25 protein-coding genes are annotated in these 23,086 nt (G+C 70.7%); 8 read left to right on the top strand and 17 right to left on the bottom strand.

Annotated features, from left to right (window positions below; translation table 11 throughout):
* Positions 1-31 precede the first annotated feature (31 nt).
* Positions 32-1,066, bottom strand: a complete 1,035-nt coding sequence (locus tag ACQKIP_RS09695; RefSeq protein ID WP_365857447.1) for a glycoside hydrolase family 6 protein — start codon at positions 1,064-1,066, stop codon at positions 32-34.
* Positions 1,067-1,227: 161 nt separating this feature from the next.
* On the opposite strand from ACQKIP_RS09695, the gene ACQKIP_RS09690 reads away from it, so the two are divergent.
* The 3 genes from ACQKIP_RS09690 to ACQKIP_RS09680 all read left to right on the top strand — a co-directional run bounded on the left by ACQKIP_RS09690 (position 1,228) and on the right by ACQKIP_RS09680 (position 3,498).
* Positions 1,228-1,983: a GAF and ANTAR domain-containing protein gene (locus tag ACQKIP_RS09690; protein ID WP_365857445.1), complete on the top strand. Its 756-nt coding sequence runs from the start codon at positions 1,228-1,230 to the stop codon at positions 1,981-1,983.
* 436 nt (positions 1,984-2,419) lie between these two features.
* On the top strand, positions 2,420-2,641 hold the full coding sequence (locus ACQKIP_RS09685; RefSeq protein ID WP_365857443.1) for a CbtB domain-containing protein: 222 nt from the start codon (positions 2,420-2,422) through the stop codon (positions 2,639-2,641).
* 20 nt (positions 2,642-2,661) lie between these two features.
* Positions 2,662-3,498 carry a CbtA family protein gene (locus ACQKIP_RS09680; protein ID WP_365857441.1) on the top strand — a complete coding sequence of 279 codons (837 nt, stop codon included), beginning with the start codon at positions 2,662-2,664 and terminating at the stop codon, positions 3,496-3,498.
* Here the strand turns inward: ACQKIP_RS09680 and ACQKIP_RS09675 are convergent.
* The 12 genes from ACQKIP_RS09675 to ACQKIP_RS09620 all read right to left on the bottom strand — a co-directional run bounded on the left by ACQKIP_RS09675 (position 3,479) and on the right by ACQKIP_RS09620 (position 14,831).
* The gene (locus ACQKIP_RS09675; RefSeq protein ID WP_365857439.1) at positions 3,479-4,144 is read right to left on the bottom strand and encodes a class F sortase; all 666 of its coding nucleotides are present in this window, start codon (positions 4,142-4,144) and stop codon (positions 3,479-3,481) included. The two genes, ACQKIP_RS09680 and ACQKIP_RS09675, sit on opposite strands and share 20 nt — an antisense overlap.
* A gap of 15 nt (positions 4,145-4,159) precedes the next feature.
* Positions 4,160-4,699, bottom strand: a complete 540-nt coding sequence (locus tag ACQKIP_RS09670) for a hypothetical protein (protein ID WP_365857437.1) — start codon at positions 4,697-4,699, stop codon at positions 4,160-4,162.
* Positions 4,700-4,770: 71 nt separating this feature from the next.
* Positions 4,771-5,550, bottom strand: a complete 780-nt coding sequence (locus ACQKIP_RS09665; protein ID WP_361186531.1) for an HAD-IIA family hydrolase — start codon at positions 5,548-5,550, stop codon at positions 4,771-4,773.
* A gap of 127 nt (positions 5,551-5,677) precedes the next feature.
* Positions 5,678-6,748: a 2-aminoethylphosphonate ABC transporter substrate-binding protein gene (locus ACQKIP_RS09660; RefSeq protein ID WP_365857434.1), complete on the bottom strand. Its 1,071-nt coding sequence runs from the start codon at positions 6,746-6,748 to the stop codon at positions 5,678-5,680.
* 38 nt (positions 6,749-6,786) lie between these two features.
* Positions 6,787-7,584, bottom strand: a complete 798-nt coding sequence (locus ACQKIP_RS09655; protein WP_365857432.1) for an ABC transporter permease — start codon at positions 7,582-7,584, stop codon at positions 6,787-6,789.
* Entirely contained in the window at positions 7,571-8,515 is a 945-nt protein-coding gene (locus tag ACQKIP_RS09650; RefSeq protein WP_365857430.1) for a 2-aminoethylphosphonate ABC transporter permease subunit, read from the bottom strand. Before ACQKIP_RS09650 ends, ACQKIP_RS09655 begins: the two co-directional genes overlap by 14 nt.
* On the bottom strand, positions 8,508-9,560 hold the full coding sequence (locus tag ACQKIP_RS09645; protein ID WP_365858005.1) for an ABC transporter ATP-binding protein: 1,053 nt from the start codon (positions 9,558-9,560) through the stop codon (positions 8,508-8,510). The genes ACQKIP_RS09650 and ACQKIP_RS09645 overlap by 8 nt, the downstream gene beginning before the upstream one ends.
* A 32-nt stretch (positions 9,561-9,592) precedes the next feature.
* Complete coding sequence (locus ACQKIP_RS09640; protein ID WP_365857428.1) at positions 9,593-10,288, bottom strand: phosphonatase-like hydrolase; 696 nt, start codon at positions 10,286-10,288, stop codon at positions 9,593-9,595.
* A 17-nt stretch (positions 10,289-10,305) separates the two neighbouring features.
* Positions 10,306-11,430, bottom strand: coding sequence for a TIGR03364 family FAD-dependent oxidoreductase (locus ACQKIP_RS09635; protein ID WP_365857426.1), 1,125 nt, complete (start codon positions 11,428-11,430; stop codon positions 10,306-10,308).
* A 131-nt stretch (positions 11,431-11,561) separates the two neighbouring features.
* Positions 11,562-12,368 carry a GntR family transcriptional regulator gene (locus ACQKIP_RS09630; protein WP_427742707.1) on the bottom strand — a complete coding sequence of 269 codons (807 nt, stop codon included), beginning with the start codon at positions 12,366-12,368 and terminating at the stop codon, positions 11,562-11,564.
* 78 nt (positions 12,369-12,446) lie between these two features.
* The gene (locus tag ACQKIP_RS09625; protein WP_365857424.1) at positions 12,447-13,334 is read right to left on the bottom strand and encodes a hypothetical protein; all 888 of its coding nucleotides are present in this window, start codon (positions 13,332-13,334) and stop codon (positions 12,447-12,449) included.
* Between the two features lie 309 nt (positions 13,335-13,643).
* The gene (locus tag ACQKIP_RS09620) at positions 13,644-14,831 is read right to left on the bottom strand and encodes an ROK family transcriptional regulator (protein WP_427742706.1); all 1,188 of its coding nucleotides are present in this window, start codon (positions 14,829-14,831) and stop codon (positions 13,644-13,646) included.
* Positions 14,832-14,887: 56 nt separating this feature from the next.
* On the opposite strand from ACQKIP_RS09620, the gene ACQKIP_RS09615 reads away from it, so the two are divergent.
* Both ACQKIP_RS09615 and ACQKIP_RS09610 read left to right on the top strand, forming a co-directional pair.
* Positions 14,888-15,979, top strand: coding sequence for a Gfo/Idh/MocA family protein (locus ACQKIP_RS09615; protein ID WP_365857422.1), 1,092 nt, complete (start codon positions 14,888-14,890; stop codon positions 15,977-15,979).
* Complete coding sequence (locus ACQKIP_RS09610) at positions 15,976-16,455, top strand: heme-degrading domain-containing protein (protein ID WP_365857420.1); 480 nt, start codon at positions 15,976-15,978, stop codon at positions 16,453-16,455. Before ACQKIP_RS09615 ends, ACQKIP_RS09610 begins: the two co-directional genes overlap by 4 nt.
* Positions 16,456-16,644: 189 nt before the next feature.
* Here ACQKIP_RS09610 and ACQKIP_RS09605 read toward each other — a convergent pair whose 3' ends face one another.
* From ACQKIP_RS09605 to ACQKIP_RS09590, 4 genes are all read right to left on the bottom strand, one after another.
* The gene (locus tag ACQKIP_RS09605) at positions 16,645-17,502 is read right to left on the bottom strand and encodes a fumarylacetoacetate hydrolase family protein (RefSeq protein WP_365857418.1); all 858 of its coding nucleotides are present in this window, start codon (positions 17,500-17,502) and stop codon (positions 16,645-16,647) included.
* Positions 17,503-17,702: 200 nt separating this feature from the next.
* Positions 17,703-18,473 carry a YidC/Oxa1 family membrane protein insertase gene (locus tag ACQKIP_RS09600; protein WP_365857416.1) on the bottom strand — a complete coding sequence of 257 codons (771 nt, stop codon included), beginning with the start codon at positions 18,471-18,473 and terminating at the stop codon, positions 17,703-17,705.
* A 108-nt stretch (positions 18,474-18,581) separates the two neighbouring features.
* Positions 18,582-18,902: a DUF6412 domain-containing protein gene (locus ACQKIP_RS09595; protein ID WP_365857414.1), complete on the bottom strand. Its 321-nt coding sequence runs from the start codon at positions 18,900-18,902 to the stop codon at positions 18,582-18,584.
* A gap of 141 nt (positions 18,903-19,043) precedes the next feature.
* Positions 19,044-19,889 (bottom strand): class E sortase, encoded by an 846-nt coding sequence (locus ACQKIP_RS09590; protein ID WP_427742704.1) that lies wholly within the window; start codon positions 19,887-19,889, stop codon positions 19,044-19,046.
* Between the two features lie 152 nt (positions 19,890-20,041).
* Between ACQKIP_RS09590 and ACQKIP_RS09585 the strand changes: the two genes are divergently transcribed.
* The 3 genes from ACQKIP_RS09585 to ACQKIP_RS09575 form a co-directional block, all read left to right on the top strand.
* Positions 20,042-21,076, top strand: a complete 1,035-nt coding sequence (locus tag ACQKIP_RS09585) for an SEC-C domain-containing protein (RefSeq protein WP_365857412.1) — start codon at positions 20,042-20,044, stop codon at positions 21,074-21,076.
* 153 nt (positions 21,077-21,229) lie between these two features.
* Complete coding sequence (locus ACQKIP_RS09580; RefSeq protein ID WP_365857410.1) at positions 21,230-22,801, top strand: ATP-binding protein; 1,572 nt, start codon at positions 21,230-21,232, stop codon at positions 22,799-22,801.
* A 46-nt stretch (positions 22,802-22,847) separates the two neighbouring features.
* The coding region (locus ACQKIP_RS09575) for a hypothetical protein (RefSeq protein WP_427742702.1) at positions 22,848-23,086 on the top strand (239 nt) is incomplete at its 3' end.

Here is a 23,086-nt window from a genome sequence, read left to right as displayed (position 1 = left end):
CGCAGTTCCCCGCGCCCCTTACGGGCGCTTTTTACTGAGCCGCCTTCGCCAAGCCCGCGGCGTACTCCGGCCACCACTGGCCCGCCTTGGGGCCGCCCCGGCAAGTGCCGTCGGACTCTCCGGGCCGCTTGATCCAGAGGTACGCGTCGACGAGCGGATCGTCCGTCTTCGTGGTGGGCGCCTCGCCCAACGCACGGCCCGGCGGGTTGCACCAGGTGTCCTTGCCCTTGGTGTACGGACCGTTGCCGTTGCGGGCGGTGTCGATGACGAACGGCTTGTTGCCGATCTTCGCCGAGAGCTTCTTGCCGAACTCCGTGCTCGCCTCGGTGGTCTGGAAGTTCGAGACGTTGACCGAGAAGCCGTCGGCCTGCTCGACGCCCGACCACTTCAGGGGCTCCCAGAGCGAGTCGGGGTTCTTCCAGCCCGCGTTGCCCGCGTCCAGGTACACCTTGGTGTTCTTCAGGGACTTGAGCTTGCCGATGGCGCCCTTGAGGAGGTCGTAGCGCTCCTCGTGGAACTCCTCCGGGGTGCAGTTGTCGACCAGGTGGAGCACGGCGTCCGGCTCCAGGATGACCGTGGCCTTCCGGTCGCCGATGCCCTTGGCGACCTGGTCGACAAAAGCCCTGTATTCGTTGCCGTCGGCCGCGCCGCCCTGCGAGTACTGGCCGCAGTCGCGGTGCGGGATGTTGTAGAGGACCAACAGCGCGTCCCGGTCGGCCTTCTCGGCGGCCTCGGTGAAGCCGCGCGCCTGCTCCTCCGCGTTCTCCGGGATGAGCCATTCGGCGACCGGCTGCTCGGCGATCTTCCGGATCAGCTCGGCGTCGTCCTTCTTGCCGTCCTTCTCGTACGCGGTGACCTGCTTGGCCGCGTTCCCTTCGGGGTTGACCCAGTACGGATCGGTGCCCTTCGGCTGCTGTTTGACCGGCTGCCCCGACGATTCCTCATTGCCCGAGTCACCATCGGAGGAGCACCCCGACAGCAGCAGCGCAGCCCCCGCAAGCGCCGCCGCAGCCTTCACCCCCCGGCCCGCGATCAGGTGACCGCGGCCGGTGCCTTTGTGGTACATCCACTCCCCCTTGGGTGCACTGTCCGATTCTCAATCCTGACATACACACTGTCGGCTCACGAGGTCCGCCCGGCCGCGACAGATACCTGTTGGAGAGCTGTTACAGCACGGCTTCGGGGGGTAGACGCAGGGCGCGGGGTGGCTCTCATGGGGAGGAGATCATGCGGGATCACACCTCTGAATTGCGACTGGCCGAAGTCCTGGTGGATACCGCGAACACTCTGGACGACGACTTCAATCCCGAGCTCTACCTGAACCGGGTCGCCGGCCATTGCGTGGAGCTTCTCGACGCGTCCGGCGCCGGACTGATCTTCGAGGCCGCGGGCGCGCCCACCGTTGCCGCCGGCGGCCATCCCCGGGATCTGGCACTCGGCCTGCTCGGGGTCCAGCAGAGCGGCGGCCCCTGCGTGGAGAGCCTCGGCACGGGGCTTCCCGTACCTCCGATGCGGCTCGCGGCGGCCGAACCGCGGTCGCGCTGGCCCGAGTTCACCGCCCTGGCGCTGCGCCAGGGCATCGGGGTGACGTACACGGTTCCGCTTCGACAGCGCGGGACCCTGCTCGGCGCGCTGAACGTCTTCCTGCCGAAGGCCTCCGGGGTGCCGCGCCCCGACCGGGAGTTGCGCCTGGCCCTGGCGATCTCCGACGCGGCCGCGCTCGGCCTGCACAACCACCGTGCCTACACTGAGTACCGGACGCTCGCCACACAGCTCCAGGGCGCTCTGACCAGCCGCGTACGCATCGAACAGGCCAAAGGGATACTCGCCGAACGCTGGCACACCGGGGTGGACGAGGCCTTCGAGGCACTGCGTCGGTACGCGCGTAGAGAACGGCTGGTCATTGACCTGGTCGCCAAGGAATTGATCAAGGGCACGCTCGACGACGCGGCGCTGCGCGACAGTTGGTCCGAACCTTCCTGAAGGTCATTCCGGGAAGGGCGCCACCTGGGGTGATCACGGAGAGAAACTGGATCACGACTTGGCGTCATTCCACCCCTAGGCTCCAGCGCTCATCCGTTCTAGAGTCGTTCCAACGGCCCAAGCCCCCGGCCTGTCCATCCCGCACAAGCGGGGTTGGCCATCGAACCTCCCGCGCCGGCGCCGGGTTACTCCCGCAGCTCGTGCGCGCGCGGTCGAGGACCAGCCCGGTCGACGGCTCCGGGGGGAGCGGGCCGCCGACCGGGCCGGGTTGTCCCGACACCGACGGGCGCGGACCGACACAGCGGACCGACACAGCGGACAGACACAGTCGGACACGCGGACCGTTGACAGTGTCCGGACCAACTGGGACTCTCCGGGACACAAGCACATGCATCGAGGCGGCAGTTGCCAGGAGCCCGGTAGGAGGCCCTTCGACATGTCTCTGCACACCGCCGCATCCCACACCGACGGCGCCGCGGCGAAGGCCGCCGCCGTCCGGACCCGCGACTGGCTCATCGCGTCGGCCGCGGTCATCGTCGCGGTGATCGCCCTCTACGCGGTGTTCGTCGACAACGGCTCGCTGATCTCGGCGACCGGCGGCTATCTGCACGAGTTCGCGCACGACGGCAGGCACCTCTTCGGTGCCCCGTGCCACTGACCGGGGACGGACACCGCACCATGCCGTCCCCCTCGCCCTCGCCTTCGCCGCCCTCCCCTTCTTCCCCCGTCCTGTCCCTGCTCGGCCGGGGGCTCGTGGCGGGCGGAGCCGCGGGGCTCGCGGCCGGGCTCTTCGCGCTGCTCCTCGCCGAGCCGCTGATGGACCGGGCGATCCGTGCCGAGGAGAAGAGATCGGCGGCCGGGGAGCATGCGCGGGGCGCGCAGCACCACGAGGAGTTGTTCACGCGCTCGACGCAGCACGCGGGGCTCGTGGTCGCCGCGGTCGTCGCCGGTCTTGCCGTCGGCATCCTCTTCGCCGTGGCGTACGCGCTGGCGCACCGCCGCGATCCGGGCGCCGCCCCGTGGCCGCGCGCGCTGGCCTTCGCCGGGGCGGCCTTCGTCGCCGTCTCGCTGCTGCCCGGCCTGCGCTACCCGGCGAACCCGCCGGGCGTCGGGGACCCGGGCACGGTCGGCGAACGCCAGGCGCTGTGGCTGGCGTCCGTCGCGATCGGCGTTCTCGGCATGATCCTGGTCAGGCAGGTGTACGTACATCTGCCGGACAGAACTGTTCCGGTGCGGCAGATCGCGGCGGCCCTCACGGGAGTCGCCGTCCTCGCCGTGCTCTTCCTGCTCCCGGACAACCCCGACCCGGTCCCGGTGGACGCGAAGCTCCTGTGGGACTTCCGCGTCCTGTCGATCGCCTCGCACGCCCTGCTGTGGGCCGTGCTGGCGGCGGTCTTCGGCGGCCTGGGCCTGCGGGCCGTCCGGGACGGGGCCGCAAGGGGTGCCGCCGTGGGCGCGAAGGCGGCGGGAGTGTCCTCGCGCCCCGGTGCCACCCCTACGGCCCCACCCCCGTGAGATAGGCGGACACCACCACGTTCGCCGAGTACGTCCTGGTCGCGCGGTCGAACGTGCCGCCGCAGGTGATCAGTCGGAGTTCGGCGCGGCCCTCCTTGTGGGGGCCGTACGCCTTCTTCGCGTCGAAGCGGTCCCTGCTGAGGACCTGGACGTCGTCGACGGTGAACTCGGCGACCGAGCCGTCGTCGCGGGTCACCAGGACCTTCTCGCCGGGGCGCACCGCGCTGAGGTCGTAGAAGACCGCGGGGCGCGTCTCGGTGTCGACGTGGCCCACGAACAGGGAGGTGCCCGCGGCGCCGGGGCGCGTCCCGCCGCCGTACCAGCCGACGGAGCCCGCCTCCTCGAAGGGCGGCGGATCGATCGCGCCGTCCTGGTCGAGCCCGCGGGTGATCACGGGTGCCCGCACCTTCAGCGAGGGGAGTTCGACGCGCTGGGGCCTCGCGGCTTCCAGCGGCTCGTGCGCGTCCGGGAGTTCGACGCCGAACGGGCGGCCCACCGCCGCCACGTCACCGTTCGTGGGCTCCGAGACGCCGCCGCGTACGTCGGTGATGTCGCTGCCCCACAGCCAGAGCCCCACCAGCAGCAGCGCCCAGGCGACGCCGGTGAGGAAGCGCCCGTGTCCCGCCGGTGTCTCATGACCCGACATGTCGGTGCTCGCCCGTCACTCGGAGCGGCGCCGGCGGACACTGCGCACCGCCACGGCCACGGCCGCCACCCCGGCGAGCACCAGGCCGATCACCGCGTGCCGGGTGCCGGGGCCCGCCTCCCGGGAGTGCGCGGCCAGCTGTGCGGTGCCGCCGCCGCCCGCGCGGACCGGCGATACGGGCTCGGTGCGGTGCTGGATCACCTTCACGGTGCCCACGCCCTGGTGGGGGTGGCCGTCGCAGACGACGGTCACGTCGTACGAGCCGCTGACCCCGCCCCGGATCTTGGCGGAGCCGTTCAGCGAGTACTTCTCGCCGTCCCTGCCGGTGAGCTTCGCGTCGCCCTCGAACGCCCCGGACCCCGCCGACCCGGTCGTCCCTTCGCAGCCCGTGACGCTGATCTCCACCTCGGCACCGGCGGCGGCACTGGACGGGGTGACCGTGGCGTGCACTTTGTCCTGCTCGTGGGCGTGTGCGGGAGCCGTGACGGCGACGGGGAGCGCGGCGAGGACGGCCGCCCCGGCTATGCCACGAAGGGTGAGTGATCCTCTACGCATCGTGAACCTCCTGTTCCGAGGTTCACGCGCGGCATCGGCTCCCGCCTCCCGTGTGCGGCAAACGGGTGGTGTCAGACGCGATCGACCAGGTCAGCGATGGAGTCCACGACGTTGGAGGGCCGGAAGGGGTACTGGTCGATCTCCTGCCGGGTGGTGAGCCCGGTGAGGACCAGGAAGGTCTCCATCCCGGCCTCGAGACCGGCGAGGACATCGGTGTCCATACGGTCGCCGATCATGGCGCTGGTCTCGGAATGCGCCCCGATGGCGTTGAGCCCGGTCCGCATCATCAGCGGGTTCGGCTTCCCCGCGAAGTACGGGCTGCGCTTGGTGGCCTTGGTGATCAGCGCGGCGACGGCGCCCGTGGCGGGCAGCGGCCCCTCCGTGGAGGGCCCGGTCTCGTCGGGGTTCGTGCAGATGAAGCGGGCCCCGCCGTTGATGAGCCGTACGGCCTTGGTCATGGCCTCGAAGGAGTACGTACGGGTCTCGCCGAGCACCACGTAGTCCGGGTCGTGGTCGGTCAGGACGTACCCGATGTCGTGCAGGGCGGTGGTGAGACCCGCCTCGCCGATGACGTACGCCGTGCCGCCGGGCCGCTGGTCGTCGAGGAACTTCGCGGTGGCGAGCGCCGAGGTCCAGATGTTCTCGACGGGCACTTCGAGGCCCATGCGGGTCAGGCGGGCCTGGAGGTCGCGCGCGGTGTAGATGGAGTTGTTCGTCAGGACCAGGAAGGGCTTGCCGGACTCCCGGAGCTTCTTGATGAAGGAGTCGGCGCCGGGGATCGGAACGCCCTCGTGGATGAGCACGCCGTCCATGTCGGTGAGCCACGATTCGATGGGCTTGCGCTCTGCCATGGGGTGCACTCCTGCGTCTTCGATGAACGGGTGAGCTTGGGGTGAGCTGAGGGGCGCCGGGACGGCTCTGTGCCGGCGCCCCTCAGCCTAATCAGGATGCGGTGATCGTGAACCCCTCGATCATCGGTCAGCTTCCCGTCGCCGCCTTCCAGTCCTCGACGTACGTCCGGAGGTTCTTCGCGATGTCGGACCAGTCCGGCTCGAAGACCTCGACCCCGTCGACGATCTTGTCGAGGGCGACCGCGTCGGCGTCGGTCGCCTTGATGTCCTTGCGCGCCGCGAACCCGCCGCCGATCTCGCTGACCTGCTGCTGGGCCTTCTGCCCGAGGAGATAGTCGAGGAACTTCTTGGCGTTGGCGGAGTGCGGGGCCTTGTTGACCAGGCCTGCCGCGTAGGGCAGCGCGAAGGTGGTGGGCTTGCCGCCCTGCGCGGCGGGGAACCAGATGCCGAGGTTCGGCATGTCCTTGGACTGGGCGTAGTTCATCTGGACGTCGCCGTTGGCGGCGAGGAGTTCGCCCTTGTCGACCTTGGGCGCGAGCTTGCCGGTGGAGGCGGAAGGCCCGACGTTGTTCGTCTGGAGCTTCTTCAGGTAGTCCATGGCGGGCTTCTTGCCGCCGAAGTCGTGCATCGCCTTGATGAGCACGGCGGTTCCGTCGCCCGCGACACCGGGCGTGGAGTACTGGACCTTGTCCTTGTACGAGGCTTCAGTGAGGTCTTCCCACGTCTTAGGGGCCTTGCCGCCGCCGAGTTCCTTCTTGTTGTAGATGAAGCCGAAGTAGTTGTTCACGACGGAGGTCCACTTGCCGTCGGGAGCCTTGCCGGCGCCGTCGACCTGGTCGGAGCCCTTGGGCTTGTAGGCCTGGAGGAGGCCCTTCTCGTCGGCCTGCTGGATGAACGGCGGCAGGGTGATGATGACGTCGGCCTGGGTGTTGGCCTTCTCGCGGACGGCGCGCTGCACCATCTCGCCGGAGCCGCCCTCGACGTAGTTCACCTTGATGCCGGTCTTCTTCTCGAAGTCCTTGAAGACCTGGTCGTACCAGCCGTCGCCGTTCTCGCCCTTGAGGCCGTCGGCGCTGTAGACGGTCACCTCCTTGGCGTCGGACGCGGAGGATTCACCGCCGCACGCGGTGAGGGAGCCTGCGAGGACGAGGCTGCCACAGGCGGCGGCGAGCGTGCGGATCTGTGTGGCGCGGGACATGACGCGGGGTGCTCCTTCTGAAGGGTGGGGCAGGGGGGTCAGCGGTAGGAGGCGCGGGTGCGGATGCGGGAGACGCCGAAGAGGACGAGCAGCGTCGCCGCCATCAGGACCACCGCGACGGCGGCGCCGGTGAACAGGGAGCCGCGGTCGGTGGCCGCGTAGATCTGTACGGGCAGCGGCATCCAGTCCGGCGGGTAGAGCATCATCGTGGCGCTCAGTTCGCCCATGGAGAGCGCGAAGCAGAGGCCCGCGGCCGCGTTGAGCGAGGGCAGCAGGAGCGGCAGCTTCACCTTCCACAGGACGTACGAGGGCCGGGCGCCGAGCGAGGCGGCGGCCTGTTCGTACGCCGGGTCGAGTCGGACGATGGCAGCCGACACCGACTGGTAGGCGAACGCCGTGACAAGAAGGGTGTGCGCGAGGATCACGATCCAGCGCGTGCCGTTGAGGATCATCGGCGGCTTGCTGAACGCGACGAGGACCGCGAGCCCGACGACCACGGAGGGCACGGCCACCGGCAGCACGAAGAGGGTGTCGAGCACCCGCTTTCCCCCCTTCTTCAGCGAGGCCGCGGCGAGCGCCGCCCAGGCCCCCACGCCCAGCGCGAGCAGGCTGGCGCTGACAGCGGTGACGAGGCTGGTGGTGAGCGCCGTGAGCGATTCCCCGCGGGTGGCGGACTCGTAGTGCCCCGTGGTGAATCCGGAGGGAAAGGCACCGGACCAGTGCGAGGAGAACGACGCGGCCAGGATCACCAGGAGAGGCAGCGCGAAGAGGGGCAGGAAGAGGACGAGGAAGACGATCCAGGTGGCCAGCTTCCCCTTGCGGCTATGCACCAACACGACGGCTCACCACCCGGTAGATGCCGTAAAGGCCCACGGAGATCGCGATGTTGACCACGGCGACGACACAGGCAGCCGGATAGTCGGATTCCAGAATGGCTTTGCTGTAGACGAGCATGGGGAGGGTGGTGACCCCTTTCGCCCCGGTGAAGAGAACAATCCCGAACTCGTTCAGGCACATGACGAGTACGAGGCTGCCGCCGGCGGCGAGGGCGGGCAGCGCCTCGGGCAGGATGACCCGCCGGACGATACGGCCGGGCTTCGCGCCGAGGCTTGACGCGACTTCGAGTTGCGCGGTGTCGATCTGCGAGAACGCGGCGAGCAGGGGGCGCATCACGAAGGGCGTGAAGTAGGTGATCTCGGCGAGAAGAACGCCCCACGGAGTGGTGAGGAATTGGAAAGGGCCGTCGGCGGCGCCGGTCGCGTCCGTCCATATTCCGTTCGCCATGCCCTTGGTGCCGTAGATGAAAAGCAGGGCGAGGGTGATGAGGAAGGACGGGAAGGACAGGAACACGTCGATGAACCGAGCGACGGCTTTCCCGCCGGGGAACGGCACAAAGGCGATGATCAGCGCGAGCGCGAATCCCAGCACGAGACACCCGACCGTCGCCCCGGCGGCCAGCCACACGGTGGTCCCGAGCGCCTCCCGGAACGCTTCGGACGCGAAGACGTCGGAGTAGGGCCGAAGGGAGGTCCCACCGGTGTCGGGCTGAACGGACTGCTGGACGACGAGGGCGAGGGGGTAGAGAAAGAAGAGGGCGAGGGCGGCGACGGGCGGCAGGGCCCAGAGAATGCGGGGCACGCGCCGCTTCGGCGAGGCGCCACCGCCGGGCCGTTCTCTCTGTGGGCGGGCGTTCCGCACGGCGGAACGGGCGGGCACAGCCTCCACTGCCGGGTCACTGTCAACGAGGCGTCCACCGGGACTAGCCATCGGTCACCCCACCCGCCAGCAACACCGCATCCTCCGGTGCAAAGTGCAGCGTGACCTCGTCACCGACCCCCGGCGGGGACCGAAGCTCCCGCAGGTCCGCCTTGACCCGCTGCCCGGCGACATCGACGTACAACCGATGGGTGGCCCCCCGCCACTGCACCTCGGCCACGCGCCCGGAAAGGGCGTTGGGACCGTCCCCGAGCCCGACCAGATGCGGCCGCACGCACAGCGTGGCGGTGGCGCCCCGGGCAGCCTCTCCCGTATCGACCTTCAGGTCAGTCCCACCGAACGAAACAACACCGGACCCCACCCGCACCGAGAGGAGATTCGCGTTCCCCACGAATGACGCCGTGAACTCAGTACGAGGCGCCCGGTAAAGCTCCTGCGGAGTACCGCAGTCCTGCAACCGCGCCCGGTCCATGACGGCAATGCGATCCGCAAGAGTGAGCGCCTCGACCTGGTCATGCGTGACGTAAAGAATGGAGACGTCCGGCAACTCCCGGTGCAGCCGGGCAAGTTCCCCCAGCATCCCCGACCGCAACTGCGCGTCAAGCGCGGAAAGCGGCTCGTCGAGCAACAGCACCCCCGGCCGGATGGCCAACGCCCGCGCAATGGCGACCCGTTGCTGCTGCCCGCCGGAAAGCTCCCGGGGAAACCGCCGCGCGTAGGAAGCCATCCCCGTCATCTCGAGCGCTTCGGCGACCCGCCCCGGAATCTCGGACTTGGGCACCTTCTGCGCCTTCATGCCGAAGGCGACGTTCTCGGCGACCCGCATGTGCGGAAAGAGCGCGTACTGCTGGACGACCATCCCGATCCCCCGCTGATGCGGCGGAAGGCCGGTGACATCGCGCTCCCCGATGAACACCCGCCCGGAGGCCGGCCGCACGAACCCGGCGACGGCCCGCAGCGCGGTCGTCTTCCCCGAGCCGGACGGGCCGAGCAGGGCCATGACCTCGCCGGGCTCGACGGTCAGGTCGAGCTGGTCGAGGACGGTGTTCTTGCCGTAGGCGACCGAGACACGATCGAAGCGGATGCCGCTGCTCATGCGGGTGCCGCCGCTCGTACGGATGCCGCTGCTCATTCCTCGACACCCCGGAGGACGGCGGGCAGTTCGGCGACGGAACCGAGGACGTGCGTGGCGCCCGCGGCCCGCAGCGCCGCGTCGTCGTGCGCCCCCGTCAGGACCCCGGCGACGACCGAGGCCCCGGCTCGTACGCCGCTGAGCATGTCGTACGCCGTGTCGCCCGCGACGGCGATCTGCCGGACGCCGTCCACCGCCCCCGTCCGCAGGAAGGCGCTGAGCACCATGTCCGGGTACGGGCGCCCCCGGCCCCCCGCGTCGGCGGGGCACAGCGTCAGCTCGACCAGGTCGCGCCAGCCCAGCGCGGCAAGGATGGCGTCCTGCGTGACCCGGGCGAACCCGGTGGTCAGCACCACCGTCCGCCCCTCGCCCCGCAGCTCCTCGATGGCCTCCCTCGCCCCGGCGACCGGCGCGATCCGGCCGCCGTCGACGAGTTCCCCGTACGCCTTCTCGAAGGCCGCGTTGCCCCGCCGGGCAAGGTCCTCGTCCCCGAAGAGATGCCGGAAGACGGAGATCTTGGACTCGCCCATGGTGGCGCGTACGTAGTCCAGCTTCTCGGCGTGATCGGCGGAACCCGGCTCGACGCCGAGTTCCCGCGCGGCGGCGGCGAAGGCCTCCTCGACGAGCCCGCCGTCCGCGACGGTCGTACCGGCCATGTCGAGCACGACCAGCCCGCGGCGCTCGTTCACCATGTTGTCCCGCAACTCCCTCACCATCCCAACTCGTCGGCGGTCTTCTCGGCGATCGCGGGCGAGCACGTCATGCCGCGCCCGCCGGGCCCGGTGACCAGCCACACGCCCTCGCGCACCTGCTGCCGGTGCACGACGCGGGTCGTGTCGACGCACTGCGCGTACACCCCGGCCCAGCGCCGCCTGATCTTGGGCAGCGGGCGGCCCAGGAAGCCCTCGACGACCTCGGTGAGGTGGTCGTAGGGGTCTTCGAGGGTGTCGAAGGCGAAGGGGTGCTCGTACTCGTGGGTGTCGCCGATGGTCAGGCCGCCGTCCTTGCGCTGCACCATGAGCAGCTGCATCTTGTGCGCGGCGGCGGTCGGGGTCTGCGCCTGCCCGGCGTTGAGCGCGTCCAGGGCGTCCGACTTGTACGCCGGGTAGTAGCGGAAGCTGTCCGCGTCGGCGACGGAGGTGGTGAGCGCCTCGCCGAGAGGTTCGGTCTGCATCATCTGGAGGCGTACGCGGCGCACGGGCAGGTCGGGTCCGGCCAGTTCGCGGACGAGACCGCCGAGCCAGGCGCCGGTGGCGAGCACGACGACGTCACCGGTGTGTACGTCGCCGTGGTCGTCCCGCACCGCGCTCTCGCCGACGACTTCGCGGACCTCGCGGCCGGGCAGGAAGGTGTAGCGGGGGGATCGCAGCAGGGCTTCCCGCAGCCGGAGCTGGGCGGTGCGCGGCTCGACGGCGGCGTCCCGCTCGCACCACAGACCGGCGGTGAACTCGCCCCGCAGTGCGGGGTTGAGGGCGCGGGCCTCGTCGGCGCCGAGCAGCTTGTAGCCGCGGGCCGCCGCGTCGGGGCGGGCGAGGGCGGCTTCGGCGACCGCGCGCTCGCGTTCGTTGCGTACGAGGGTGAGGGAGCCGTTGGCCCGGAAGCCGATGCCCTCCACCCGCGCGCCTATCTCCTCCCACAGCGCGCGGGCCCTGAGCGCGGTGTCCAGCTCCTCGCCCCCGGCGCGGCCGCTCACCCATATCTGCCCGAAGTTGCGCAGGGAGGCTCCCCGGGCCTCGCTCTCGCGCTCGATCTGTACGACCTCGTGGCCGCGTTCCACTGCGTGCCAGGCGTGCATGGTTCCCACCACGCCGGCTCCTACGACGATGACTCTCACGGCGGCAACGCTGCTGGGAGCGGGTGACCCGCCGCGGTCGAGTCGGCAACGGGACGGTGAACGGCCACCCAAGCTTGGACCAGACCCGTTACGTTTCCGTTATTTGCAGTGGCCGTGCGGGAGGCGGGAGTTCAGGAGCCGCTGCCGCCCAGATGGGTGGTGAAGGAGAACCGGTCGCCCCGGTAGAGGGTGCGGACGCGCTCCAGGGGGTGGCCGGAGGTGTCACGCGAGACGCGGTGGATCAGCAGCATGGGCAGGGCGGGCGGGGTGCCGATCAGGAGGGCTTCGCGGGGAGTGGCGAGCACCGTCTCGATGCGTTCGTCGGCGTCGCCGAAGGAGATGCCGAGCCGGTCGCGGAGGTAGGAGTAGAAGGAGGAGTCGGGCTCGAAGTCGCGGTCGAGCGCGGGGACGCGGGCCACGGCGACGTAGGTGCTCTCCAGGCCGACCCGCTCGTCGTCGGCGAGCAGTACGCGCTCCATGTGCCAGACGGGCTCGTCCTGTTCGACGCCGATCTCGGCGGCGAGGGCCGCGGGGGCGGGGAATCGATCGAGGGAGATGAGATGCCGCCCCGGGGTACGCCCCTGCCTGCGCACCCCTTCCGTATAGCTCGCGAGGGACAGCGGCTGCTCCAGTTTGGGCCCCGCGACGACGGTGCCGCGCCCCTGCCTGCGCAGCCGCCCTTCGAGCAACAGCTCGCGCAACGCCTGCCGCACGGTCTCCCTGGCGACTTCGTACCGCTCGGCTAGATCCCGCTCGGTCGGCAGCGTCTGCCCGTCCCCCAACTCCTCTATCAGCTCGGCGATCCTGGCCTTCACCGCGTAGTACTTCGGGATACGTCCGTGCTCGGGGATGCCGGACCGAATGGGAGCGCCGGGCACCTGACCGAGCAGGTGGGCGGGCGGGCGCGGGGGGTGCTGCGGGGGGTTCGGGTTGTCCACCCGGGGATGTTCCCAGACGTATGTGAACGGGCGGGTGAACACAGGGTGCGGGGCGATGGCTCCGCACCGGGGGTGTGCTCAGCGTCGCCGTGCGGCCCGCAGTCGTCTGGTGGCCGTGATGAGGGACCAGCCTGCGGCGAAGAGGGCGGCGGCGACGGCTGCGACGCCGAGCAGGGCGCGGGGGCCCGTGGCGGCCAGTTCGTCGGCGTACGAGGAGCCGTCGCCGTCAGGGCGTTCGTTGCCGCCGCCGCTGCCGCCCCCTCCGTCCCGGCCCGCGTCCACGCTGCCCTCGGGTTGCTCCTCGGCGCCCACGCCGCCCGTGTCACTGGCCCCGCCCGTGGGGTCGCCGGTGGTGTCGTTGCCCTCGTTGCCCTCGATGTCGAACGGATAGTCGGCGGACTCCCCGACCCAGTCGCCGTCGTCGTCGCGGCGCTGGACCACGGCCGCGGAGATCACGGCGTGTTCGGACTGGGCCTCGGAGGTGAAGGAGAGCCGCACCTTGACGGTGCGGGTCTTTCCCGCCCTGACCGTGAAGCCGGGGAATCCGCCGTCGAAGACACCGACGTTCTCGTCCCTGTCCGTACGCTCGAAGTCCACGGTCCGCCAACGCTTGCCGTCATGGAACTCCAACTGGACCTGCCGGGGCCGCAGCTCGCGTTCCTTGTCGACGATGACGACGACCGGGTGGATGTCGCCGCAGGTGCCGCGGGTGGTGTTGGCCAACTCGACGGACCAGCTGCGGTAGCCGCCACCGGCTTCGTAGGTCGGGGGCCCGCCCCGGATGCGCGTACCGATGGGGAAGTCCTCACCGCTGGGTGCGGAGCAGGTGGGCGGCTGGGCTGCCTGCGGCTGCCGCGGGGCCACCGCGTCGCTCACCGGCAGCCCTTGCGCGGCGGCGACAGGTACCGCTCCGGACGCGAGGGCGGCGGCGCAGATGCCGGAGGCGAGGGAGCGGCACAGTCGCATGTGGGGGGCCTTTGCTGAGCGCGGAGCGGGCGGGCAGGGCGGGAGCGGGGGCCGTATGACACGGGTCATGGCCCGCGACCCTGCCACCCCGCGCCCCTTCCCCGCCCTCGCCACAACCCCGTACACCCGACTGGACGGCGCAAGTCCCTCCTATCAGCTGACTTTCCGTTAAATGCGGCTGATGGGGTGGCGGCTGCTCCGGGGGCGGTGGAGCCGCCGTCTGCCCCAACCACCAGGGAGGCCCCTTGATCCGGCACGCAGAAGCACCGCCGACCTGCGCCCCCTCTGCTCCCGATGGGCCCGCGGCCCCTACCCCCGCCCCACCGCGAAAGCCACATCCGCTCGCCCGAACACCGGTGCGAGGACCAGCTGTGCCGCGCCCTCCGCCACACCCCTGTCGCCCCCGGACGCGACCGTCACCGGGATCTCCCTGCCTCCGCCGCCCCGCCGGGCGCGTGCCGTGACGACCGCTGCCACTCCCCGTACGAAGCGCTCCTCGTCCGCCAGGACTGCCCGGCCGCCGAGCAGGACGCGGTCGATGTCGAGCAGGCTGACCAGGTTTCCCGCCCCCGCCCCGAGCACCCGCGCCGCCTCGTCGAGGTCTCCCCGCGCGACCGCCGCCAGGCACAGCGCCTCGATGCAGCCCCGGTCGCCGCACCCGCACTCGGGGCCGTCCAGCTGGATCACCTGGTGGCCGAACTCGCCCGCCCCGGTCCGCGCCCCGCGGTAGAGCCCTCCGCCCAGGACGAGGCCCGCGCCGAGCCCCGTACCGAGGTGCAGATACGCGAAGGACTCCGCCACCCCGCCGAGCGCGAGCCCGAGCGCGGCGGCGTTCGTGTCCTTGTCCACGACCACCGGCAGCCCCAGCCGCTCCGCGAACGCCTCCCGCAGCGGAAAGCCGTCCCACGCAGGGAATCCTGTGACGCGGTGCAGGACCCCGTCGGCGTGGTCGAGAGGCCCCGGCAGCGCGACCCCGACCCCGAGCAGCCCCCCGCCGGACGACGGCACCCGCGGCCGGATCAGCTCCCGCACCGCGCCCACCGCCACGTCCACCAGCGCCCGGGCACCGGCGGCGAACTCCAGCGGCGCCCGCCGTTCCGCGACCACACGCCCCGTCAGATCGGCGAGCACCGCCGTCAGTTCGTCGCGGTCCAGGTGGAGCCCGACCGCGTGCCCCGCATCCGGAACGAGCCGCAGCAGCGTCCGCGGCTTGCCGCCCGTGGACGCGCGACGCCCCGCCTCCGCCGCGAGCCCTTCCGCACGGAGCCGCGCGGTGATCTTGCTGACGGCCTGCGGTGTGAGCCCGGTCCGCTCGGCCAGTTCGAGGCGGCTTATGCCGGCCTCGCCCGCCGTGCGCAGCAGATCGAGCACCAGGGCGGCGTTGTGCCCGCGCAGCGCGAGGAGGTTCACCCCGGCGCCCGCCCTGCCGCCACCGTTCCCGCGGCTACCGCCACCGTCACCGCCGCCACCATCGACCCCCGCATCAGTCCTGTTCACACCCCCATTGTCGCGCGCGCTTGCGCTTTGGCAACAGCGTTGCTTAAGTGGAACGCATGACTGGTATCGGCTCCACTGGCTCCCCTCTACGCGTAGCCCTCGTCGGATACGGCCTCGCGGGCTCCGTCTTCCACGCCCCGCTGATCGCCGCCACCGAGGGCCTCGTCCTCGACACGGTCGTCACGTCGAACCCCGAGCGGCAGGCACAGGCCCGCGCCGAGTTCGGCGACGAGCTGCGCTTCGCCGCGTCGGCCGACGACCTCTGGGCCCGCGCGGACGAGCTCGACCTGGTGGTGATCGCCTCCCCGAACAAGACGCACGTGGCGCTCGCGACCGCCGCCCTCAAGGCGGGCCTGCCGGTCGTCGTGGACAAGCCGATCGCGGGCACGGCCGCCGAGGCCCGCGAGCTCGCCGCCCTCGCCGACGACCGCGGACTGCTGCTCTCCGTCTTCCAGAACCGCCGCTGGGACAACGACTTCCGTACGCTCCAACAGCTCGTCGCCGACGGCGAACTGGGCGACGTATGGCGCTTCGAGTCCCGCTTCGAGCGCTGGCGTCCGCAGCCCAAGGGCGGCTGGCGCGAGTCCGGAGACCCCGAAGAGATCGGAGGTCTGCTCTACGACCTCGGGTCCCACGTGGTCGACCAGGCGCTCGTGCTCTTCGGCCCCGCACAGACCGTGTACGCCGAGTCCGACGTCCGCCGCCCCGGCGCCGAGGCCGACGACGACACGTTCATCGCCATCACGCACACGGGCGGCGTCCGCTCGCACCTGTACGTGAGCGCCACCACCGCCCAGCTCGGCCCGCGCTTCCGCGCCCTCGGCTCGGCGGCGGGCTACGTGAAGTACGGCCTGGACCCGCAGGAAGCCGCACTCCGCGACGGCAAGCGCCCCGCGACAGAGGACAGCTGGGGCGAGGAACTCGAATGCATGTGGGGCCGCGTCGGTTCCGGCGAGTCCCCGCTGACCGGCGGCGGCAACCCGGTCAAGACGCTGCCGGGCGACTACCCCGCCTACTACGCCGCCGTGGCCGCCGCGCTCCGCGGCACCGGCGACAACCCCGTCTCGGCGTACGAGGCCGCATCGGCGCTCGACGTCCTGGAGGCGGCACGCCGCTCGGCCCGCGACGGTGTGACGGTGGTCGTATGACGACGCCCGCCGCACCGACGATGGAGGAGCTGGAGACCCAGGAACTCCGCCTGGTCCTGCCCCACTTCACGTACGAGGACGCCTGGGCGCTCGGCACCCTCCTGGTCGACCTGGCCCGCGAACGCCAGGCCCCCGTCGCCGTCGACATCACCCGCGGCGGCCAGCAGCTCTTCCACGCCGCCCTGCCGGGATCGACCCCGGACAACGACGCCTGGATCGCCCGCAAGCGCCGCGTCGTCGAGCGCTACGGCTGCTCGTCGTTCCTGGTCGGCACGCGTTTTCGCGCCAAGGGGACGACGTTCGAGGACTCCTCGCGCCTGGACCCGGACGTGTACGCGGCACACGGCGGCGCGTTCCCGATCGCGGTACGGGGCGCGGGCGTGATCGGCACGGTGGTGGTCTCGGGCCTCCCGCAGGCGGCGGACCACGCACTGGTGGTGGAGGCGCTGGAGCGGTTCTTGGAGAGTTCGGCGTAACGCGGAGCGGAGGCGCCCCGTCAGGGGCGCGGGGAACTGCGCGACAAGCCACGACGCACCCGCAGACGACGTCGGCGTCCGCGGGTGCGTCCGTGTGCGTTCACGGGGCCACGGACCCCCGGGGTCCGGAGGCCCCAGGGCCCGGAGACCTCGGGGCCCAGGATTCCGCCGCGCCCCCGCCCCGAAGGGCTACGCGTCCTTCAGCTCCTGGCGCTGCCTGCCGAGCCCGTCGATCTCCAGCTCCACCACGTCCCCGGCCCGCAGGTACGGCTTCGGCTCCGGCTGCCCCATGGCGACCCCCGCCGGCGTACCGGTGTTGATGACGTCACCCGGGTACAGGGTCATGAACTGGCTCACGTAGCGCACCACTTCCGCCACCGGGAAGATCTGCTGGGCCGTGGTCCCGTCCTGCTTCAGCTCGCCGTTGACCCAGAGCTTGAGGGACAGCGCCTGCGGGTCGGGTACCTCGTCGGCCGTCACGAGCCACGGGCCCAGCGGGTTGAACGTCTCGCAGTTCTTGCCCTTGTCCCACGTGCCGCCGCGCTCGATCTGGAACTCCCGCTCCGAGACGTCGTGCGACACCGCGTACCCGGCCACGTGCGCGAGCGCCTCGGCGTCCGACTCCAGGTAGCGCGCGGTGCGCCCGATGACGATCGCGAGCTCCACCTCCCAGTCGGTCTTCACCGACTTGCGGGGCACCAGGACGGTGTCCTCGGGGCCCACCACCGTGTCCGCGGCCTTGAAGAAGATGACGGGCTCGGCGGGCGTCGCGGCCCCGGTCTCGGCCGCGTGGTCGTGGTAGTTCAGGCCGATGCAGACGACCTTGCCGATCCGGCCCACCGGCGGCCCGACCCGCAGCCCCTCCGCGACGAGCACGGGCAGCTCGCCCGATCCGGCGGCGGTCCGGACCCGGTCGAGCGCGGCCGGGTCGGCCAGCAGCGCCCCGTCGATGTCCGTGACGGTCCCTGACAGATCCCGCAGCGTGCCTTCGGCGTCGAGCAGCGCCGGGCGCTCGGATCCCGCCGTACCGACTCGCAGCAGCTTCATGGTCAATCTCCCTTGGTCGAGCGCGACCGGTCCGCTGTGACCGCCCGCGTGGCCCGGCCGATGGGTTGCGGCCATCGGAGGATTGGAAGATCCTCCAAGGTCACCGTCCATCCCGCAAGACCCTGTTCACGGACCGGACCGTTACCCGGCGGTAGCTCACACCGCGTAGCTCACCCGGCGGCAGGTGACCCGGCGCCGGGTCACCCCGCGGCAGCCAGCGCCCCGGCGCCGATCGGCACGTCGCGGTAGAGGACGGCCCGCTCGACCGCGCTCCAGGTGGTGCTGGTGACCACGTACAGCGCGGCGGCCAGCGGCACGAAGGCCACGGTGAACAGCGTCATGAACGACATGAACGGCATGACCTTGGTGATCGCCCCCATGCCGGGCACCTGCTGGCCCGCGTCCCCCGCGGGCGTGGCGGCGGCAGTCGCGGCCATCTGCGTCTTCGTACGCCGGAAGTTGAAGGTCGCGACGGCGGCCACGATCGCGAAGAGCGCGAGGTAGACGAGCCCCTGCGCCCCGAAGGGGCCGCCGTCGCCGAGCGCGTCGGCCCAGCGCCCGCCGAGGGGCGCGGCGAAGAGCTTGTGGCCAAGGAGCGCGTTGGCCTCGCCGCCGATGCTGGAATTCGAGAACAGGTGGTAGAGCAGGAAGAACGCCGGAAGCTGGAACAGGCTCGGCAGGCACCCGGAGAGCGGCGAGACCTTCTCCTCGCGGTGCAGTTCGAGGACCGCCTTCTGGAGCTTCTCGGGGTTCTTGGCGTGCTTCTTGCGCAATTCGGCGATCTGCGGGTTCAGCCTGGCGCGCGCCTTCTGGCCGCGGGCCGACGCCCGCGACAGGGGGTGGACGAGGAGCCGTACGCACGCGGTGAAAAGGACGATGGCGGCGGCCATCGCGGAGACGTGGAAGACGGGTTCGAGCAGATCGGCGATGGAGCCGACCAGATCAGCGAAAAGGGACATGAAACCGGACATGGAGAAGCCCTCCGGGGGGTCTCGTCGTGCCGAGGAAAAGGGGCGGATGCTCTTTTCGGCGTGACGGCCCGCGGCGGGTCCAGGTCAGTCGGTACTTCCCTTGGTCCCCTACGCGGCCGTCATGACGAGACGGCCCGGTGCTCGGGGGCGCCTGCGCCCGGAGGCGTCGGGATCGCGCTGCGGCAGGAACGCCGTGCGCTTCTCGCGGTCGCGGATGGCCGTACGGACCCGGGTGCGGGGCACGGCGGGGGCGCAACGCGCGGCGATGAGCGAACAGACGGCGAGCGCGGAGCCCGCGGCGGCGGTCGCGGCGAGCGCGACGGCGGCGGTGAGGCTGCTCGCGTCCAGGAGGACGACCTCGACGAGGATGAAGAGGAGGAGCCCGGTGGGCCGGAGGGCGGTCTTCCAGCCACGAATCAGATCCTGCATGGCTTTCCGTCCCCCTCTCCTCAAGATGCTCGCTGCTCGCTGCTACGACTACTGCCGTTATACAGGATCGGCGCGGGCGCCCGTAAGGACAGCCTTCCGGAGGGCCCTGGTCCCTACCGCCTACCGGGGCCGCATGACTCCCTACCGGGGCCGCATGGACCGCAGCTTCCCCCACACGATGAGCCGGTACTTGGAGGTGTACTCGGGGGTGCAGGTGGTGAGGGTGATGTAGTAGCCGGGAGAGCTGTAGCCGTGCCCGGCTTTCACGAGGCTGCGGGGGACGGCCCGGATGACGCCGCTGTCGCGGGCGGAAGTCTGGGTGAGGACTTTGTCGACGACGTAGGTGTAAACAGCTCGCTTGGTCTCGACGACCACCTCGTCACCGTCCGCAAGGCGGTTGATGCGGCGGAAGGGCTCGCCATGGGTATTGCGATGCCCGGCGAGGGCGAAGTTCCCGCCCTGCCCGGGCTGGGCGGTGCGCGGGTAGTGCCCGACGTACCCCTTGTTGAGCACGGCACTCTTGCTCACCCCCTCGGCGACGGGCACGCGTATCCCGATGCGGGGAATGCGCAGGACGGCGTAGGCCTGGTCCCAGCGGGGGGCGGGGGCGGCGACGGTTTGCCGGCGCGGGGCGGGCCGCTGCTGCCCGGCGGGGTCGGGGCCGGGCCCGCCACTCTCGGGCGCGGCGGCGTCCCCCGAGGAACCGCCGCCGTCCGAGGAACCGCCACCGTCCGACTGCCCGCTCCCCCATGCCCCCTCCCCCTCCCCCTCCCCCTCCCACTCCCGCTCAAGAGCCCGCACCTGACGCTCGGCGCCTTCGCGGGCCTGGCGATTGGTCCACCAGAGCTGATGGACGACGAGAAGCAGCAGCACAAGCCCGCAGGTCACGGCGGCCTCGGCGCCGCCCCACACAAGACGGGCGGCACGCCCCCGCCGACCACGACGCCCCTGCACCACAACAGGAACCCGCTCCACCCGCTCCCGCACGCCGGCACCGCCCCTCCCGAGAGGGCGGCAGGTTAAGCCCAAGCCGGCGAACTAGCCATGGCGATCACACCACCGAACGACGAAGAGGCGTCCACGCTGATCTGCACGGCAACCCTCCTGCAACGCCCCCACTCGGCAGTACGGTGTCCCGTATGCGCCCCGACACGCCTGCTGACCACATCGCCGAAGCCGAGCGCCTGGAGCGGACTGCCGGCTTGTACCCCGAGGACACCGAGCACCTGCTGCTCCAAGCCGCGGCCCACCTGGAACTGGCGGGCGAACGCGACCGCGCGACCACCCTCTACGACCGCCTCCTGGCCCCGGACGCCCCCCAGCGTGCGTCGGCCCCGACCCTGATCCGCGCCCTGAAGGCGTCGAACCTCTGGGAGTACGGCCACGAGGCGGAGGCCAGGGCGATCATCGACGGAGTCCGCGCGGCGGCCCCGCGCGACCCTGCGCCGTGGGTGATCGCGGCGGAGTCCCTGGAGTCCCACGACGAGCTGGCACAAGCGCAGGAGACATTCACGGAGGCGCTGGAACTCCTGCTCCCGCAACCGACAGGGGACGGCACCCCGCCGGCCCCGTCCTACGAACAACGCCCGCTGCTGTTCGGCCGCCACAGGGTGCGCCGCTTGCTGGGCGCGGAACACGACGCGTGGGACGCCTTGGCGGACCAGATCTCGTCCTCCCCGGTCCCCCTGGACGAACTGCACGACCCGAAACGAATCTGGTCCCTGGGCTCGGACAACCCGGCGGAACTCCGCGCGGAAATCTCCCGCATCCAGGCGGAACTGGGCTCGTACAGGGAGGCCCTGTCGCGCCCATTCCCGGTAGCGGTCCTGCACTGGCCGACAACGGAACTGACGGAACTCCTGACGGCGTACCCGTCCCTGGAATCCGAATACCCCTCGCACGAGGCGCACTTGTCGACCATAGAGGCGTCGCTGAGGGAACTCTCCGCGTCAGGCACCCCAAACCTGGGAATCGTCACGGGCACGGTCCCGTCGTACGAGGCTTTCGCGGCATCGGAGGGCGCCCAGCCGACGGACGTATCCCTGCTCCCCCAATACGCGACCACACTTGCGGCCCGAGGCCGGGCGGTGGGATGGCCGCCGGAGGGCAACACGGAGTGCTGGTGCGGCTCGGGCAATACGTACGCCCAGTGCCACGGGGGCCAGGAGCACTAGAGGAAGGCGGACGGCATAAGGGACCTTCCCCCCTCATCCAGGAACTAGGTCCCCTATGTCCGACCTCTGCAGTACCGTCACACTGATTCAGTTCGATCGTCGGGCCGCCCCCTCCCCCCACGCAGGCCACGACCTGCGTGCGCGAGGAAGATCATGGCTTATCAGCCCAGCTCCGCTTGGGAGTACGACGTTCCCACGACGGGCAGCGCCCACCTGCCCCCGGATGCCGGATACGGCAAGGCACTGACCAATCAGGGCTACAGCTTCGAGGTCGCTGTGGCCGACCTGGTCGACAACTCGATCGACGCGGGCGCCGACAAGGTCGTCGTGCATTTCCTGCGGGACGCCGAGCAGATCCTCTCTCTCCTGATCATCGACAACGGCCGCGGGATGGACGACTCGCGCTTGGACGCCGCGATGACCATCGGCAGGCGCCGCGATTACGGTGACGGTGCCCTCGGCATGTACGGAACCGGCCTCAAGGCGGCCTCCCTCTCCCACGCCTCTTCCCTGACGTTGGTCAGCCGCACCAAGCGCAGCCGCGCCGCAGGGCGTCGCCTGACGGCCGAGGGCATCGAGGACAGTTTCCGCTGCGACACAGTCGACCCGCGCTATGCGCAGGACCTGGTCGACCGTTACGACGGCATCATCGAATGGCACGGCACTATCGTGCGCTGGGACCAGGTACGCACCTTCCAGACAGTTGCCCGTGGTCAGAGTGACCAGTACCTGTCGAAGGCGATATCCCGCCTGGAGACACACCTGGGTTTGTACTTGCACCGCTTCCTCCAGCGCGGACTCCAGCTCGACATCGCCGTGTGGGACGTAAGCCCGGGCAGCGACGGCCGCGGTGGCTGGGAGGAGCTTGACCACATCAGCGTGGAAGCCCTGGATCCGTTCGCCTACAAGGTGCCGGGCAGGGCGAAGTACCCCCGCAAGTTCACTGCGACCGTGGAGGGCGCGGGGGACGTGCCGCTGATCGCGCACATCTGGCCGGCCAAGTCCAAGCAAGCAGGTTTCCGACAGATCGGCGCACTGGCTGAGCGGCAAGGCTTCTACTTCTACCGCAACGACCGACTCGTCCAGGCAGGCGGCTGGAACGGTCTGCGCAATCCGGAGAGCCACCTCGTCCTGGCCCGCGTCGAGGTCGATCTGCCTGTCTCCGACAACTCCGTCTTCAGCCTCGACGTGAAGAAGGAAGGGGTAACCGTCACCCCGGCATTCACGCTCGGTGTGGAGAAGGCGGCAGACGGCACAGGGAACGCCTTCCACACGTACCTCGACGACGCGGAGGCCACTTATCGAGACGGCGCGAAGCGGTCGGAGATCGTGCGCAAGGCGGTGACTGCGCCCGGCAAGGGGCTTGACCCCAAGGTCAAGCGGGTCATCAAGGAGGAGCTGCCCGAAAAGCCGGGTGAGGAACCGATCGCCTTCAGCTGGTCGCCGCTGCCTGACAACCGCTTCTTCGACCTTGACCGCGAGACGAACGTCGTTCTTCTCAACAAGTCCTTCCGCGAGGACTTCAACGACGGGCGCCGTGGCGGTTCCAACGATGCCCCTGTGGCCAAGACGCTCCTCTACCTCCTCCTGGAGGACTGCTTCGGTCTGGGCCGTTGGGAGAAGACCCGTCAGGACCGTATCGAGTACTGGAACACGATCATGCTGGCGTCGGTCGCCGCACAGCGCGAGCGCCGCGAACGAAGCGCAGATCCGTCCTCCTCATGATCCGCCCTCCTGGCTCAGCCTTCTCTTCCCGTAAGGACCCCGCCCCATGAGTGACACACATGATGTGAGCGACGCCCTCCTGGCGATTCACTCTTCTGCCCTGGCTGGCATGGGCAGCAGTCCCCGGCACTTCACCCGTTGGGCCGCGCTCGCCGCTGACGAGGATCACCCCGACGCCGATCTGACCGAGGAGACATTCCGGTCGCGGCGGCGCGCGGGGGCCGCGGGGCCGCGGGGGGTGGGGGGGGGCCGCCAGAAACCCCAGGGGGTAGGCCCGGCCGGCGC

This window comes from Streptomyces sp. NPDC059900, assembly GCF_050270335.1.
Taxonomy (GTDB): domain Bacteria; phylum Actinomycetota; class Actinomycetes; order Streptomycetales; family Streptomycetaceae; genus Streptomyces.
This window is presented reverse-complemented; position numbering and strand designations above follow the sequence as displayed.

Coding starts and splice junctions, on each gene's coding strand:
- ACQKIP_RS09680 (WP_365857441.1), top strand. CDS start 2,662: ATGCCGTCCCCCTCGCCCTCGCCTTCGCCGCCCTCCCCTTCTTCCCCC.
- ACQKIP_RS09585 (WP_365857412.1), top strand. CDS start 20,042: ATGCGCCCCGACACGCCTGCTGACCACATCGCCGAAGCCGAGCGCCTG.
- ACQKIP_RS09685 (WP_365857443.1), top strand. CDS start 2,420: ATGTCTCTGCACACCGCCGCATCCCACACCGACGGCGCCGCGGCGAAG.
- ACQKIP_RS09665 (WP_361186531.1), bottom strand. CDS start 5,550: ATGGCAGAGCGCAAGCCCATCGAATCGTGGCTCACCGACATGGACGGC.
- ACQKIP_RS09670 (WP_365857437.1), bottom strand. CDS start 4,699: ATGCGTAGAGGATCACTCACCCTTCGTGGCATAGCCGGGGCGGCCGTC.
- ACQKIP_RS09660 (WP_365857434.1), bottom strand. CDS start 6,748: ATGTCCCGCGCCACACAGATCCGCACGCTCGCCGCCGCCTGTGGCAGC.
- ACQKIP_RS09695 (WP_365857447.1), bottom strand. CDS start 1,066: ATGTACCACAAAGGCACCGGCCGCGGTCACCTGATCGCGGGCCGGGGG.
- ACQKIP_RS09650 (WP_365857430.1), bottom strand. CDS start 8,515: ATGGCTAGTCCCGGTGGACGCCTCGTTGACAGTGACCCGGCAGTGGAG.
- ACQKIP_RS09640 (WP_365857428.1), bottom strand. CDS start 10,288: ATGGTGAACGAGCGCCGCGGGCTGGTCGTGCTCGACATGGCCGGTACG.
- ACQKIP_RS09610 (WP_365857420.1), top strand. CDS start 15,976: ATGACGACGCCCGCCGCACCGACGATGGAGGAGCTGGAGACCCAGGAA.
- ACQKIP_RS09615 (WP_365857422.1), top strand. CDS start 14,888: ATGACTGGTATCGGCTCCACTGGCTCCCCTCTACGCGTAGCCCTCGTC.
- ACQKIP_RS09625 (WP_365857424.1), bottom strand. CDS start 13,334: ATGCGACTGTGCCGCTCCCTCGCCTCCGGCATCTGCGCCGCCGCCCTC.
- ACQKIP_RS09580 (WP_365857410.1), top strand. CDS start 21,230: ATGGCTTATCAGCCCAGCTCCGCTTGGGAGTACGACGTTCCCACGACG.
- ACQKIP_RS09605 (WP_365857418.1), bottom strand. CDS start 17,502: ATGAAGCTGCTGCGAGTCGGTACGGCGGGATCCGAGCGCCCGGCGCTG.
- ACQKIP_RS09645 (WP_365858005.1), bottom strand. CDS start 9,560: ATGAGCAGCGGCATCCGCTTCGATCGTGTCTCGGTCGCCTACGGCAAG.
- ACQKIP_RS09675 (WP_365857439.1), bottom strand. CDS start 4,144: ATGTCGGGTCATGAGACACCGGCGGGACACGGGCGCTTCCTCACCGGC.
- ACQKIP_RS09600 (WP_365857416.1), bottom strand. CDS start 18,473: ATGTCCGGTTTCATGTCCCTTTTCGCTGATCTGGTCGGCTCCATCGCC.
- ACQKIP_RS09595 (WP_365857414.1), bottom strand. CDS start 18,902: ATGCAGGATCTGATTCGTGGCTGGAAGACCGCCCTCCGGCCCACCGGG.
- ACQKIP_RS09690 (WP_365857445.1), top strand. CDS start 1,228: ATGCGGGATCACACCTCTGAATTGCGACTGGCCGAAGTCCTGGTGGAT.